The sequence below is a fragment of the Variovorax sp. 278MFTsu5.1 genome (genome assembly GCF_048305045.1).
GTDB lineage: Bacteria > Pseudomonadota > Gammaproteobacteria > Burkholderiales > Burkholderiaceae_C > Variovorax > Variovorax guangxiensis.
Genome location: NZ_CP157622.1, coordinates 3,390,139 through 3,404,303, shown reverse-complemented (window position 1 = coordinate 3,404,303; position 14,165 = coordinate 3,390,139). Strand labels below are relative to the sequence as shown.

Below are 14,165 nucleotides of genomic sequence, written 5' to 3'. Positions count from 1 at the left end.
CCGCCATGCTGCACAGCAGCGTCCGAACGGTGCAGACTCGGGGGCATGGACAAGCATTTCCTGACACCGCTTTTCGCGCCCGCTTCCATCGTCGCCTTCGTCGGCAATGCCGACGGTCCCGGCGGACAGACGCCGGCAGGCCACACGCTGCGCGAGGCCTTCCGCGCGCAGCGCTTCGACGGAACGCTGCGCTTCCTGGACGTGCGCACCAAGGGCACGCTCGAAGAACTGGCGCAGACCCATGCCGACCTCGCGCTCATCGCCCTGGCACCTGGCGACGTGGCGGCCGCGCTCGAGATCGCGGGGCGCATCGGCTGCAAGGCGGCGGTGGTTCTCTCGAGCGGCATCGGCGCCGAGCAGGCGTCGCAGTGGCGCAAGATCGCGCGCCGCGAGGGCGTGCACCTGCTGGGGCCCAACTCGCTGGGCTTCCAGCGTCCGCTGCTGCACCTGAATGCCAGCGTGGCCGGTCCGCTGGCCGGCAGCGGGCCGCTCGCGCTGGTGGCGCAGTCGGGGGCGCTCACGGCCTCGATGCTCGACTGGGCTCGGCAGAACGGCGTGGGTTTCTCCAGCGTGGTGTCGCTGGGTCCGCACACCTCGGTCGACATTCCGCAGGTGCTCGACTTCCTGGCCAACGACCAGGCCACGCACAGCATCATCATCTACCTCGAAGGCATCGCCGACGCGCGCCGCTTCATGAGCGCGCTGCGCTCGGCCTCGCACGCCAAGCCGGTGGTGGTGCTCAAGGCCGGGCGCAAGCCTGCCGGCAACGAGGCCGCGCAGACGCACAGCGCCGCCATCGTGGGCAGCGACGACGTGTTCGACGCCGCACTGCGCCGCGCCGGCGCGGTGCGCGTGCGCTCCTTCGTCGAACTGTTCTCCGCCGCCAAGTGCCTGGCCTCGCGCTACCGGCCCGTCGGCAAGCGGCTGGCCGTGGTCACCAATGGCGGAGGCCCCGGCGTGCTGGCGGCCGACTGGATCAACGAGATCGGGCTCGACCTCGGCAAGCTCTCCGCCCACGCGCAGAAGGTGCTGCAGCCAACCCTGCCCCCGCTCGCCTCGCTGGCCGACCTGATCGACCTCTCGGAAGAAGCTCAGCCGGCGCACTATCGCGCCGCCATCGACGCGGCCTCGTCCGACAGCCAGGTCGACGGCGTGCTCGCCATCTTCTCGCCCAAGGCCGGCATCGACGCGGCTGCAACGGCAAAGGCGCTGGCCGACATTCCGCGGCCGATGAACAAGCCGCTGCTGGCCTGCTGGATGGGCGACTCCTCCGTGGGCAAGGCGCGCTCGGTGCTGGCCGAGGCGACCATCCCGAGCTTTCGCACGCCCGAGGCTGCCGTGGGCGCCTTCGGCAACATCGCGGCCTTCTACCAGAACCAGCAGCTGCTGCAGCAGACGCCGCCGCCGCTGTCGGCACTGGCCAAGCCCGACATCGAGGGCGCGCGGCTGCTCATCGAGAGCGTGCTGGCCGAGCGGCGCCATGTGCTCACGGAGATGGAGTCGAAGTCGCTGCTGTCGTCCTTCCACATTCCGATCACGCGCACGCTGCTCGCGCGCAGCCCCAGCGAGGCGATGATGATCGCGACGCAACTGGGCTTTCCGGTGGCGCTGAAGATCGATTCGCCCGACATCCCGCACAAGTCCGACGTGGAAGGCGTGGCGCTCAACGTGCTCAACGGCACCGGCGCGCGCGACACCTACGTCGAGATGATGGAGCGCGTGGCCCGCCTCGCGCCCGAGGCGCGCATCAACGGCGTGACGGTGCAGAAGATGGTGCGCGCGCGGCGCGGGCGCGAGATCTACGTGGGCATGGTCACCGACGAGCCCTTCGGCCCCGTCATCGTGTTCGGCGCGGGCGGCACCATGATCGAGCTGCTGAACGACCGCGCGATGGAGCTGCCGCCGCTCAACCAGTTTCTAGCGCGCCGCCTCATCGAGCGCTCGCGCGTGGCCGAGACGCTGGGCGAATGGCGCGGCGCCCATTCGGTGGACATGGAAGCGCTCGAAGACCTGCTGCTGCGCGTGTCGGAAATGGTGTGCGAGCTGCCCGAGCTGCGCGAGATGGACATCAACCCGATCATCGTGGACGAGAACGGCGCCATCTCGGTCGACGCGCGCATCGTGGTGGGCAGCAGCTCGCAGGCGGTGGCTGCCCACGTGGGCAACGCGGTCAACGGCTACCAGCACCTGGCCATCATGCCGTACCCCGCGCGCTACCGGCGCGAATGGCCGCTGGCGGGCACGGGCGGCGGCACCTACATCGTGCGGCCGGTGCATCCCAACGACGCGCAGATGCTGCAGGCGCTGGTGCAGGGCCTGTCGCCCGAGAGCCGCTGGTTCCGCTTCGTCTCGCGCTTCCACGAGTTGCCGCCGACCATGCTCTCTCGCTTCACGCTGATCGACTACGACCGCGAGATGGCGCTGGTGGCGGTGATCATGGAACGCAGCGTGTCGCCCGAAGGCACGGTGCTCGAGAGCGAGCGCATCGTGGGCGTGTCGCGCTACGTGACCAACCCCGACCAGACCAGCTGCGAGTTCTCGCTGGTGGTGGCCGACGAGTTCAGCGGCAAGGGCATCGGCTCGCGGCTGATGGAAAGCATCATCGACGTGGCCCGCGACAAGGGCCTCGCCGAGATGGACGGGCTGGTGCTGGCCAACAACCCCGACATGCTGAAGCTGGTGCGCCGGCTGGGCTTCACGGTGAAGCCCTTTCCGGAAGACCCGGACTTCAAGCTCGTGACCTACATGCTGTAGCCATGGACGCCCGTCGTAAGCTCGGCGGGTCGCATTCCTGGTTTTGCCTTTCATGATCCGAACGCTCCTGCGTCACGTCGGCCGCATTCTGCTGTCGCTCATCGTGCTTTCGACCTGCCTCTGGGCCTGCCTCGCGCTCTGGTACCAGTTCCCCGGGCCGGCCGCGGTGAAGATCGGCGCGGGCGTGCTCTGGGCCGCCTTCGGCCTCGCGGCCATCGCGCTGACGTGGCGCAGGCGGGCTGCGCGCGCCCTGCTCTCCTATGTGATCGGCTTCGCGCTGCTGCTGGGCTGGTGGAGCACCATCCTGCCGTCGCAGAACCGTGTGTGGGCCGACGATGTTTCGCGCCAGCTGCACTCGCACATCGACGGCAGCGTGGTCACGCTGGACAACGTGCGCAACTTCGAATGGCGCAGCGACACCGACTACACCCAGCGCTGGGAAACGCGCGAGTACGACCTCGACCGGCTGCGCACGGTCGACGTGTCGCTCTCCTATTGGACCGGCCCCGCCATCGCGCACACGCTGGTGTCCTTCGGCTTCGACGATGGCCGGTTCCTCACCTTCTCCATCGAGATACGCAAGGAGCGCGGCGAGGCCTTCTCGTCCGTCGGCGGCTTCTTCAGGCAGTTCGAGAACAGCCTGATCGCGGCCGACGAGCACGACATCCTGCGCGTGCGCACCAACGTGCGCGGCGAGGACGTCTACATGTACCGCGTGAGCCTGCCCCGGGCCGAGATGCGCTCGCTCTTCCTCGCCTACCTCGGCGAAGGCGCCGCGCTGGCGCGCGAGCCCAGCTTCTACAACACGCTCACCGCGAACTGCACGACCATCGTTTACGCGCTGGCCAGGCGCATCGTGCCCGGCCTGCCGATGGACTGGCGGCTGCTGGCCTCGGGCCACCTACCCGACTACCTCTTCGACGTGGGCGGCCTCGCGCCCGGCTACAGCATGGAAGCGCTGCGCGCGGCGGGCCGCATCACCGACCGCGCCCTCGCCGCGGACAAGACGCCGGCCGCGAATTTCTCGCAGGCGATCCGGCAAGGCCTGCCGGGCACGACGGCCAATGCGGGAGCGGCGCAATGAAAGGCGCATTCCGCCTTGTCGCCTCCCTGCCCGCGCTCGCGTGCGCCGCCGCGCTGCTGGCCGGCTGCGCGGGCGTGACGGTCGGCTCGATCTCCCCGGCCGAATACCTCGCCCAGCGCAGGGGCGACGTGCTCACCACCGGCAGGCTCAGCACCTCCGCGCAGGAAGTGCTTCGGGTGATCGGCTCCGACGCCGACATCTGCCGCAAGGACGGCCAGGCATGCCGCAATGCACTGGCCGACTCCTCGGGGCTGAGCGATGAACAGCGCCTTTCCGCGCTGTCCGAAGTCTGGCTGCAGGTAGCGCTCGCGGCGGAGAAAGGCGGCGGCGCCGCCGATGCCACTGCCATCGAGGCCTGGTTCGAAACCGCGCGCCACGCCTACGCCTACCTGTTCTTCACCCCCCGCAAGCCGCGCGACCGCGCCTTCGAGGACCGGCAGACGCAGGTGCGCGACTACTACAACTACGCGGTGCAGCAGGCCATCACCGGCCTGTACCGGGACATCCAGCGCACGGGCTCGCGCAGCGGCGCGGAGCCCGAGATGCCGAAGGTGGGCGACTGGCGCATCGAGACAGACGTCTCGGGCCTGCGCCTGCCCTCCGACCCGCCACTGCCCGACGAGCTGATTCCCGCCGCCTCGCTGACCTTCTCGGGCCTGCGCAATATCTACCGGCGCGACGGCTTCGGGGCGGAGCTGGTAGCCGCGACCAACAAGCGCACGGACGACGAAAGACCGCGACAAGTTCAGATCGATCCCGCGGAGAAGCAGAAGCCGCGTCCGCCCTACCGCGAGATGCCCTTCCCCGCCGTCACCGCGCTGCTGCTCTTCGACGGCGCCAGCCTCGGCGAGGTTCTGGGCACGCGCACGCTGCGCATCGCCGCCTACGACCCATACCGCACCGCCAACGTGCAGCTCGCCGGCCAGGAAGTGCCGCTGGCCGCCAACTTCACCTCGGGCTACGGCCTGTGGCTCGCGCGCTCCGACTTCGCGCTGCAGGCGCTGCGCAGCCTCTTCGGCGGCCGCGAAGGCCTCACGCAGCCGCGCATCTACCTGATGCAACCCTACGACCCGAACCGCCGTACGGTCATCATGCTGCACGGGCTGGCCAGCAGCCCCGAGGCGTGGATCAACGTGGCCAACGAGGTGCTGGGCGACGAGACATTGCGCCGCCGCTACCAGATCTGGCAGGTCTACTACCCCACCAACGCGCCGCTGCCGATCAACAACTTCGCGATCCGCGAAGCCGTCACGCAGACGCTCGCGCACTTCGACCCGACGGGCAAGGCCGTGGCCTCCAACAACATCACGCTGATCGGCCACAGCATGGGCGGCGTGCTGTCGCGCCTCATGGTGTCGTCGTCGGAAGACAAGCTCTGGGAGGCGCTGCTCGCGAGCTATCCGATGCAGGGCGCGCAGCAGCAACGCATGGAGGAAAAGCTCGCGCCCTACCTGCGCTTCGAGCCGCTGCCGCAGGTGAGCGACGCGATCTTCATCGCCTCGCCGCACCGCGGCACCGACTTCGCCAACAACCGCATCTCGCGTTGGGTGGCCAACCTCATCACCCTGCCGGTGGCCATGCTCGGGCAGCTGGGCGACATCTCGCGCGAGCTGATCCGCATCGCGCCCGCGCGGCAGGACCAGGGCACGCTGCGCATACCCAACAGCATCGACAACCTCAGCGATCGCGATCCCTTCGTGCGGCTGTCGTCGGGCCTGCCGATGAACCCGCGCGTGCGCTTCCACTCGATCATCGGCAACGACACGCCCGGCGTGGCGCAGGCGCTCTCCAGCGACGGCATCGTGCCCTACGCCAGCGCGCACCTCGACGGCGCGGCCTCCGAGCTGGTGATTCCGTCGGCGCACAGCGTGCAGGAGAACCCGCTGGCGATCCTGGAGATACGGCGCATCCTCAGGGAGCAGCTGCGGCCCGAGGCTGCGCGCTAGGCGACTGCCTTCTTGCCAGCTACTTGTTTCCCGAGCGCTGCTGCGCCCGCACGCGCCCGAGGAACTCGCCGAAGAGCGCCTTCTTACCCGGAAAGCGCTCCATGCCCTCGGCGAAGATGGCCTCCGCCGCCGCCAGCTCGCCAAGCCGCATGAGGCATTCGCCCTTCGAGAAGAAGGCGGCCTCTCCATCGGGGTTCACCTGCAGCGACTGCTCGAAGTCGTCGAGCGCCTCCTGGAAATTGCCGAGCTCCATGCGCGTGAAGGCCCGGTTGTCGATGGCCTCGAAGAAGAGCGGAAAGAGTTCCACGGCCGCGTCGTACTCTGCAATGCCCTCCTCCTTGCGACCCCGCTCGCAGAGCTCGTTCCCGCGCAGGTAGTGCGCGTTGGCCTGGCGCACGATCTCCTGGCCGTCCTGGCCCATCAGCTCCAGATACCTCGGGAAGTCGGTGAGCTTCAGGTACTCGGCGAAGCCGACCAGATCGTCCTCGGCGGGCTGCCGGTTGCCGATGAGCTCGCTGCCCTGGCTCACGCCGTCGGCGTCGATGGGCGAATGCCATATCAACACCTCGGCGTGCTTCAGCGATTCGACGGTGGGCTTCTCGTCCAGCTGCTGGTAGCTCAGGCAATGGGCCACCGATGTTCCGTCGGGCCACGGATCGACTTCGAGAACCCAGACGGCCCGCCAGGCGTTTGCGTTCCTGTAGGCGAGTACGTCGCCCTTCTTCAATGTCGATGTCGATGTCGCTGCGGCGCCCTTCGCCGGCGGTTCGGGTGGAGGCGCCGAGCCCGTGAGGCGTGCAGCGAGACGCTGAAGGAATCTGGGCAGCATGGTGTCGGGTGTCCGTGCGGAGATTGGATGTGCGATGGCAGGCAACAGCGTGCCACTTTAGCCGCAGTGCTTTGGCCCGATCCGTACGTTGACCTCCGGAAGCTTGCCTGCGAGCGACTGGGGTTCGCTGCTGCTGTGGGCCATTCGCCTGCGCAAGACGCCCGCGGCATCCAGTCGGCCCCCGGCATCGTCGGCTCGCTCGCCGAAGCGTGCAGCCGGCCCCCGAGAGCCCGGACAGCGTGCTCATCCGCGGGCGGCGCTATGTGTTCTCGGACGAAGTCACCGGTTTCCTGCTCGGCGCATCCACCGCGCGATGCTGAAGAAAAAAACGGGCCCGAAGGCCCGCACAAAAGCCGTCCATCGAATCTGCGAAAAAGCCAATCCGACTCCGACTCACCTCGAACTCAACTCCAGGGGACTTCTGCTCCTTCTTCCTCCGTCCTTCGGGAGGGATTCTGCGGAGCATCGCGCGAGTTGCTTGCGCTGATTTCCTATATCGATATCCGCTCGCCGCATGCCGGGCGGGCAGCGCCGCTCACCACGAATGCGGCAGCAGGCTCAACATGGCGGCCGCATGCAGGCGCCGAAGCACCCGCACCGGCACATAGCCATGAGGCGCGCGGCGAGCCAGCGCATGCGGCGAAGCCGGCGGAACGCGCCAGACCTTCGCGGTGAGGGCCAGGACATGGCGTGCCTGGGCGGCCGGAGAAACGTAGTGCGTGCGCAGTTGCATGGCTGTCAATGAATCGAACGAATGCTTGCGCCGATTCTGCAAAGCGCACCCGCCTTTGCCAAAGACGGATTCCAAGTTACCTGATGCGATCCGTGATGAGCGAATGGCCGGTTTGGCAACTCAGGCGAAGTCCGTCGAGGGCTTCTCCCAAAGGTTCACGCCGCCTTCCACCGCGTACTTGTCGATCTCGGCCAGCTCCTCCGCGCTCAGCGGCGCGTGCGACAGCGCCGCCACGTTGTCGACGATCTGCTCCGGCCGGCTCGCGCCGATCAGCGCCGAGCTCACGCGCGGATCGCGCAGCGTCCAGGTCAGCGCGAGCTGGGCCAGCGACTGGCCGCGGCGGCGCGCGATCTTGTTGAGCTCGCGGGCACGCTCGATGTTGGCGTCCGACAGGTGCTCCTGCTTCAGCGAGCCGCCGCCGGGCCGGTTGATGCGGGAGTCGGCCGGAATGCCGCTCAAGTACTTGTCGGTCAGGAGGCCCTGCGCCAGCGGAGTGAAGGCGATGACGCCGGCGCCGAGTTCGTCGGTGGCATTCAGAAGGTCCTTCTCGATCCAGCGGTTGAACAGGTTGTAGGCCGGCTGGTGGATCAGCAGCGGCACCTTCCACTCGCGCAGCAGCGCGGCGATCTCGCGCGTCTTGCCGGCGGAGTAAGAAGAAATGCCGATATACAGCGCCTTGCCCTGCTGCACGGCCTGGGCCAGCGCGGAGGCCGTTTCTTCGAGCGGCGTCTCGGGGTCGAAGCGGTGCGAATAGAAGATGTCGACGTAGTCCAGGCCCAGGCGCTGCAGGCTCTGGTCTAGGCTCGCGAGCACGTATTTGCGCGAGCCGCCGCCCTTGCCGTAGGGGCCGGGCCACATGTCCCAGCCGGCCTTGCTGGAGATGATGAGCTCGTCGCGGTAGGGCTTGAAGTCTTCGCGCAGCAGACGGCCGAAGTTGGTCTCGGCGCTGCCGTAGGGCGGGCCGTAGTTGTTGGCGAGGTCGAAGTGGTTGATGCCCAGGTCGAAGGCGGTGCGCAGCAGCTGGCGCTGGGTGGCGATGGAGGTGGTGTCCCCGAAGTTGTGCCAGAGCCCGAGCGAGATGGCCGGCAGCACGAGCCCGCTGCGGCCGACGCGGCGGTAGGGAATGGCGTCGTAGCGCTTGGGGTCGGCGTGGTAGGTCATGGGGGTTTTGTCCTGGCGGAGTGAGAGTAAGGAGAGCTGCCAAGAATGCCCGCGCGTGCGTATGCTTGCAAGCATGCCCACGGCGCAGGATCACGTATCGAGCACCAGGTTGGCAGGCGGTCGAGCGAAGCTATCCGTGGAAGACGCGGCGCACAACGAAAGAAAGCGCGGATCGATATGCGGCCTGTGCGTGCGCGGGCAGAATGCCGCCTCCGCAAGACAGAGGCAGCGCCAGCCATGAACAACATCACCCTTGCGCCCCCCACCGAGGAACAGCTTCGCTCCGGCGAACTGGGCCTCAAACTGCGCCACTACAACTATGGCTTCGTCGGCGAGTACCCGAAGCAGGAGTACATCCGGCTGGACGCAAGGGGCGAGAACGGCCGCCTGCTCGGCGGACTGCGTGGCTTCGTGTTCCTGTACTGGCTCGATGTCGAAGTGCTGTTCGTGGAGGAAGACGCCCGGGGCGCGGGCCTGGGCAGCCGCCTGCTGGCCGAAGCGGAGCGGCAGGCCATCGCACTGGGCGCGAAGAACGCAAAGCTGTCCACCTTCGAGTGGCAGGCGCGCGGCTTCTACCTGAAGCAGGGCTACGAGGAGTACGCCCGCATCGACGACTACGCGCCCGGCTTCTATCTCGCGTACATGAAGAAAGCGCTGCAGGCGCCCTGACCCGGGCTACTTCGGCGCAGCCTCCCCTGCTGCAACCGCCCTGCTCTCCACCAGCCCTTCCCGGGGCAGCAGCAAGGCCAGCGCGATCACGCCCAGGCTCACGACCAGCATCATCACGAAGGTCAAGTGCAGCGATCCGCCCAGCGCGAGGCGGATGGCCGAATCGCCCGCGACGGAGCCGTGCATGCCCTGCAGCAGCATGCGCAGCTGCTCGTCGGAGAACATCGGCCGGCCGTCGCCGTGCGTGAGCCCGAAGTTGAAGACCGCCCCGAAGAAGGCCGCGCCCAGCGCGCTGCCGAGGTTGCGCGAGAACACGTTCGATGCGGTGGCCACGCCGCGCTGCGCGAGATCGACGCCCTCCTGGATGAGGATGAGCGAGCTCAGGCTCATCACGCCCATGCCGAGGCCGATGATGAAGGAACCGACCGCGGGAAGCACAGGCGAACTGCCGGCACCCAGCAGCACGAATGTCGAGGCGCCCACCGGAATCAGCGCCGCGCCGGTCACCACCATGCGCCACAGGCCGATGCGATGGAAGGTGCGCGAGGTCAGGGTCGCGCCGATGGGCCAGCCGAGCATCACCATGGTGAGCGCGAGGCCGGCGGTGACGGAGGAGCGCTCCAGCACCACCTGCACGTACATCGGCAGGAACGTGGTGATGCCGATCAGCACCATGCCGGCGAGCATCGCCGCGCCGTTCACTGTGGCGATCATGCGGCCGCCCCACAGGCGAAGCGACACCATCGGGTCGGATGCGCGGCGTTCCTGCGCGATGAAGAGCACCAGCGTGACCACGAAGAGCCCGGCCCACGCGAGCGCCACGCCCGAGTTGCCCACGCCGAATTCGGTGAGCGCGATCATCAGCGCCGCGATGCCGACGGTGAAGAGCACCGCGCCCACGATGTCGATGGACGAGCGCCGCACCGTGGGCGCCTCGTGCAGGAAAAACCAGAATCCGGCGGCAGCCGCCAGCCCGATGGGCACGTTGACCCAGAAGATCCACGCCCACGAGAGCTTCTGCACGATGAGCGCGCCGATCATCGGCCCGACCACCGCCGACACCGCCCACACGCTCGCGAGCCAGCCCTGCACCTTGCCGCGCTCGCGCACCGGATAGAGGTCGCCGACGATCGTGAGCGCCACCGGCTGGATCGCGCCCGCGCCGATGCCCTGTATGAGCCGGAAGCAGATCATGGCCGGCATCGACCACGAGAAGCCCGCCAGCACCGAACCGATGACGAAGACGGCGATGCCGACGAACATGATCGGCTTGCGGCCGTAGAGGTCGGAGAGCTTGCCGAACACCACCGTCATCGCGGTCTGCGCCAGCAGGAAGGAGGCGAAAACCCAACTGTAGAGATGCAGCCCGCCCAGCTCGGAGGCGATCTGCGGCATCACGGTGGAGACGATGGTGGCTTCGATGGCCACCATCGCCATGGAGGCCATGATGGAGGCGATGACCAGTGGGCGGCTTGTTGTTCTGTGGGTCGTGGAGGTCATGAGCCGTGCATGCTATAGACGGCATGAGCCCCTGTCGCTGGCTCGGGCTCTCAGGCGCCCGGGCCGTGCGCGCTCAACCCGCGTTCAACCCGCGTTCAGCGCCGAAGTGCCGTCGTAGATGTAGCGGCGCGACCAGGGCAGCGTCTTCGCCGGCCGGCCGGCCTTGCGCCCCACGATCTGGTAGATCGCCACGTCGTCGTTCTCGAAGGCATAGGCGCAGCCCGCGAGGTATACGCGCCAGATGCGGAACTTCTCCTCGTCGACCAGCGCGTGCGCCTGCTCGCTGTTCGCCTCGTAGGCGTCGCTCCAGCAGCGCAGCGTCTGCGCGTAGTGGCGGCGCAGGTTCTCCACGTCGAGGGCTTCGAGCCCGCCCTGCTGCATGGCCTGCAGCGCGAGGCTGATGTGCGGCAGCTCGCCGTTGGGGAATACGTAGCGGTCGATGAAGTCGCCGCCGCCGTAGGACACGCCGCCGCCTTCCGGGTCGGACGAGGTGATGCCGTGGTTCATCACCACGCCGTCGTCGGCCAGCAGCTGCTGCACGCGCCTGAAGTATTCGGGCAGGTTCTTGCGGCCAACGTGCTCGAACATGCCCACGCTGGTGATGCGGTCGAACTGGCCGGTCACGTCGCGGTAGTCCTGCAGGCGGATCTCGATGCGGTCTTCCAGGCCCGCGGCCTTCACGCGCTCGGTCGCGAGGTCGAACTGGTTCTGCGACAGCGTCACGCCCACGCAGCGCGCGCCGAACTTCTGCGCCGCGCGAATCACCAGTGCGCCCCAGCCGCAGCCGATGTCCAGCAGGGTCTGGCCCGGCTTGAGCTCGATCTTGGTGAGGATGTGGTCGATCTTCTTGAGCTGCGCGGTGGCGAGGTCTTCGTCGCCGTTCTCGAAGTAGGCGCACGAATACACCATGTTCGGATCGAGCCAGAGCTTGTAGAACTCGTTCGAGACGTCGTAGTGGTATTGAACGGACTTCTTGTCCGAGGACTTGGTATGCGTGAAGTAGCGCGCCATGTTCTGCAGCGCGCCGCCGGGCTTGTCGACCGAGGTTCGGGCGAGGCCGTAGGCGATGTCGATCACGTCGCTGAGCTTGCCCTCGATGTCGATCTTGCTCTTGACATAGGCCTCGCCCAGGTTGTCGAGGGTGGGCTGCAGCATCAGCGACAGCGCGGCCGGCGACTTCACGTGCAGCGTGACGGCGGGTCCGCTGAAGGTGCCGAAGTCGAAGGACTGGCCATCCCACAGGGTGAGCCGCGCCGGCAGGTTGGCGCGCTCGCGGACCGCGGCGCTCCACTGCGCCAGCTTCTTTTCCCAAAGCATGCATTTCTCCGTGTTGTTGAGTTCTCCCGCCCGGGCGGGTCGTCGCTGCAGCGCGCCAGAAGATAGCGAAGTTCGGCGAAGCCTGCATGGCCGCGACGACGCAAGAAATCGCGGCAAGTGCTACAAGGCGCCGCTGGTCCTGGCGGGAACGGGCGCCTCGCTCGCCTCGATGAAGATTCGCCTGATCATCGGGAACCGCGCACGCGCCTGCTTCTCGATGGCCGCGATGGCATCGGCCGCTTCGCCGGTGGGCGTGTCGTCCTTGAAGTTGACATCGACGATCACGAGCACCTCGTCGGGGCCGATGTACATCGAGAGGATGTGCCCCACCTCCTCCACGCATTCCTGCTCCATGGCCATCGCGCGGATGGCGCGGGCGGTCTCGGGGCGGATGCCCTCGCCGATCAGCAGCCCGCGTGCCTGCGCGACCAGCACCACCGCCACGCCCGCCAGCAGCAAGCCGATGATCACCGAGGCCGCGCCGTCGAGCTCGGGCATGTTCAGCGCATGGCTCAGGTAGATGCCGAGCGCGGCCACCGCCAGGCCCACCAGCGCGGCGGAATCTTCCGCGAGCACGGTGTAGGTGGTCGGGTCCTTGCTGCGGTCCAGCGCCTGCCAGAAGGGCAATCCGCGTGCCTGCGCGCGGAACTGCCTGAGCGCGATGAGGAAGCTCGTGCCCTCGAAGAGCGCCGCCGCGGCGAGCACGACGTAGTTCCAGGTGGGATCGCGCATCGGCTCAGGCTGCCGGATGTGCTGCACGCCCTCGTAGAACGACACGCCGCCACCCAGGCCGAAGATCAGCACCGCGACGATCAGGCTCCAGAAGTAGAGCTCCTTGCCGTGCCCGAACGGATGCTCGGGCGTCGCGGGCCTCTTGCTCAGGTGCAGGCCCACCAGCAGCAGCACGCCGTTGAAGGTGTCGACCGCCGAGTGCACGCCCTCCGACAGCATCGCCGAGCTGCCGGTGATGCCCGCGACGATGAACTTGGTGGCCGCAATCGCCACGTTGGCGCCGATGGCGCCGTAGATGGCGATCTTCGATTCAGCCACGCGGCGCAGCTCCGCGTGCCGGCAGGTTCACGCAGCCTCCATGGAAGCGGCGCCCATCGCGTCGTTGCCCGCCTCGCCCAGCCAGCGGCGCTTGTCGCGCAACGGCGGCGCGCCGAACATGCGCCCGTACTCGCGCGCGAACTGCGAGGTGCTCTCGTAGCCCACGCTGTGCGCGGCGCTCGCCACGTCGGCGCCGGCGATCAGCATCTGCCGGCGCGCCTCCTGCAGCCGCAACTGCTTCTGGTACTGCAGCGGGCTCATCGCGGTCACCGCCTTGAAGTGGTGGTGGAACGACGACACGCTCATGTGCACCGCGCGCGCCATGTCTTCCACCCGCAGCGACTGGGCGTAGTTCATGCGCAGCGCGCTGATGGCCTTGGTGATGCGCTGAGTGTGGCTGTCCTGCAGGGCGATCTGCCGCAGCCGGGCGCCCTCGCCGTTGACCAGCAGGCGGTACATGATCTCGCGCTTGATCAGCGGCGCCACGATGGGCACGTCTTCCGGCGTGTCGAGCAGCCGCAGCAGGCGCAGCACCGGCTCCAGCACCGGCATGGCGATGCGGTTGACGTACATGCCGCGCGAAGCCGGCGCATTGGCCTTGGCCGGCAGTTTCTCGTCGCCGATGAGGTCGCCGATCTCGTCGATGGCCAGTTCGAGCCGCACGCCCAGGTAGGGCTCGTCCTCGCTCTTGACGCACACCTGGCCGCAAACGGGCAGGTCGACGGAGGTCACGAGGTAGTGCATCGGGTCGTACACGTAGATGTCGTCGCCCACGATGATGCGCTTGGAGCCCTGCGCGATCAGCCCCAGCGCGGGGGACGCGAAGCCGTGCTTGGGCCCTTCGGGCTTGCGGATGCAGAACACCTGCAGGCCGGGAACGGCGGTGACGACGGTGCCTTCCTGCCCCTGCGTGATGTGCTCGATGAGCGCCACGAGCTGCTTGCGGGCCTCTTCGAGTTCGGGTTCGAGCGGCATCGGCTGGGCGATGGCGGCGGCGATTTCGGGTGTTTCGTCGGACATGTTTCTGGAGCCTTGTCGCGATGGGGAGCCGCGGAAACGACCGGACGGCCCCTGGAGGAATGAGCGAGCGGAAGCTTAGCGCTCCTCCCGCCGCTTCGCACG

Annotated in this window: 11 protein-coding genes; 4 read left to right on the top strand and 7 right to left on the bottom strand. The window is 67.9% G+C overall.

What is annotated here, in order from left to right; translation table 11 throughout:
- Window positions 1–45 precede the first annotated feature (45 nt).
- Genes ABL844_RS15875 through ABL844_RS15865 form a run of 3 tightly spaced genes read left to right on the top strand, consistent with a single transcriptional unit; the run spans window position 46 to window position 5,784 of the window.
- Window positions 46–2,754, top strand: a complete 2,709-nt coding sequence (locus ABL844_RS15875) for a GNAT family N-acetyltransferase (protein WP_369662380.1) — start codon at window positions 46–48, stop codon at window positions 2,752–2,754.
- Window positions 2,755–2,806: 52 nt separating this feature from the next.
- The gene (locus ABL844_RS15870; RefSeq protein WP_369662381.1) at window positions 2,807–3,838 is read left to right on the top strand and encodes a DUF4105 domain-containing protein; all 1,032 of its coding nucleotides are present in this window, start codon (window positions 2,807–2,809) and stop codon (window positions 3,836–3,838) included.
- A complete protein-coding gene (locus tag ABL844_RS15865; protein WP_418131853.1) occupies window positions 3,835–5,784 on the top strand; it encodes an esterase/lipase family protein in 1,950 nt (649 codons plus the stop codon). The genes ABL844_RS15870 and ABL844_RS15865 overlap by 4 nt, the downstream gene beginning before the upstream one ends.
- Before the next feature lie 19 nt (window positions 5,785–5,803).
- Here the strand turns inward: ABL844_RS15865 and ABL844_RS15860 are convergent, their stop codons facing one another.
- The 3 genes from ABL844_RS15860 to mgrA all read right to left on the bottom strand — a co-directional run bounded on the left by ABL844_RS15860 (window position 5,804) and on the right by mgrA (window position 8,507).
- Entirely contained in the window at window positions 5,804–6,613 is an 810-nt protein-coding gene (locus ABL844_RS15860; protein WP_418131852.1) for a tetratricopeptide repeat protein, read from the bottom strand.
- Between the two features lie 535 nt (window positions 6,614–7,148).
- Window positions 7,149–7,346, bottom strand: coding sequence for a hypothetical protein (locus ABL844_RS15855; protein WP_418131851.1), 198 nt, complete (start codon window positions 7,344–7,346; stop codon window positions 7,149–7,151).
- A 120-nt stretch (window positions 7,347–7,466) separates the two neighbouring features.
- On the bottom strand, window positions 7,467–8,507 hold the full coding sequence (gene mgrA, locus ABL844_RS15850) for an L-glyceraldehyde 3-phosphate reductase (RefSeq protein ID WP_126019635.1): 1,041 nt from the start codon (window positions 8,505–8,507) through the stop codon (window positions 7,467–7,469).
- 237 nt (window positions 8,508–8,744) lie between these two features.
- Between mgrA and ABL844_RS15845 the strand changes: the two genes are divergently transcribed.
- Window positions 8,745–9,176 (top strand): GNAT family N-acetyltransferase, encoded by a 432-nt coding sequence (locus ABL844_RS15845; protein WP_418131850.1) that lies wholly within the window; start codon window positions 8,745–8,747, stop codon window positions 9,174–9,176.
- Between the two features lie 6 nt (window positions 9,177–9,182).
- On the opposite strand, the gene ABL844_RS15840 is transcribed toward ABL844_RS15845, so the two are convergent.
- The 4 genes from ABL844_RS15840 to ABL844_RS15825 form a co-directional block, all read right to left on the bottom strand.
- On the bottom strand, window positions 9,183–10,676 hold the full coding sequence (locus tag ABL844_RS15840) for an MFS transporter (protein ID WP_418131849.1): 1,494 nt from the start codon (window positions 10,674–10,676) through the stop codon (window positions 9,183–9,185).
- 84 nt (window positions 10,677–10,760) lie between these two features.
- Window positions 10,761–11,993 (bottom strand): class I SAM-dependent methyltransferase, encoded by a 1,233-nt coding sequence (locus ABL844_RS15835; RefSeq protein ID WP_418131848.1) that lies wholly within the window; start codon window positions 11,991–11,993, stop codon window positions 10,761–10,763.
- Between the two features lie 120 nt (window positions 11,994–12,113).
- Window positions 12,114–13,043 (bottom strand): cation diffusion facilitator family transporter, encoded by a 930-nt coding sequence (locus ABL844_RS15830; RefSeq protein WP_418131847.1) that lies wholly within the window; start codon window positions 13,041–13,043, stop codon window positions 12,114–12,116.
- A 27-nt stretch (window positions 13,044–13,070) separates the two neighbouring features.
- Window positions 13,071–14,063, bottom strand: coding sequence for an AraC family transcriptional regulator (locus tag ABL844_RS15825; RefSeq protein WP_184638033.1), 993 nt, complete (start codon window positions 14,061–14,063; stop codon window positions 13,071–13,073).
- Window positions 14,064–14,165: the final 102 nt, after the last annotated feature.

Excerpts from the sequence above, each read along its gene's own strand:
- ABL844_RS15875 (WP_369662380.1), top strand. The coding sequence starts at position 46 with ATGGACAAGCATTTCCTGACACCGCTTTTCGCGCCCGCTTCCATCGTC.
- ABL844_RS15870 (WP_369662381.1), top strand. The coding sequence starts at position 2,807 with ATGATCCGAACGCTCCTGCGTCACGTCGGCCGCATTCTGCTGTCGCTC.
- ABL844_RS15865 (WP_418131853.1), top strand. The coding sequence starts at position 3,835 with ATGAAAGGCGCATTCCGCCTTGTCGCCTCCCTGCCCGCGCTCGCGTGC.
- ABL844_RS15860 (WP_418131852.1), bottom strand. The coding sequence starts at position 6,613 with ATGCTGCCCAGATTCCTTCAGCGTCTCGCTGCACGCCTCACGGGCTCG.
- ABL844_RS15855 (WP_418131851.1), bottom strand. The coding sequence starts at position 7,346 with ATGCAACTGCGCACGCACTACGTTTCTCCGGCCGCCCAGGCACGCCAT.
- mgrA (WP_126019635.1), bottom strand. The coding sequence starts at position 8,507 with ATGACCTACCACGCCGACCCCAAGCGCTACGACGCCATTCCCTACCGC.
- ABL844_RS15845 (WP_418131850.1), top strand. The coding sequence starts at position 8,745 with ATGAACAACATCACCCTTGCGCCCCCCACCGAGGAACAGCTTCGCTCC.
- ABL844_RS15840 (WP_418131849.1), bottom strand. The coding sequence starts at position 10,676 with ATGACCTCCACGACCCACAGAACAACAAGCCGCCCACTGGTCATCGCC.
- ABL844_RS15835 (WP_418131848.1), bottom strand. The coding sequence starts at position 11,993 with ATGCTTTGGGAAAAGAAGCTGGCGCAGTGGAGCGCCGCGGTCCGCGAG.
- ABL844_RS15825 (WP_184638033.1), bottom strand. The coding sequence starts at position 14,063 with ATGTCCGACGAAACACCCGAAATCGCCGCCGCCATCGCCCAGCCGATG.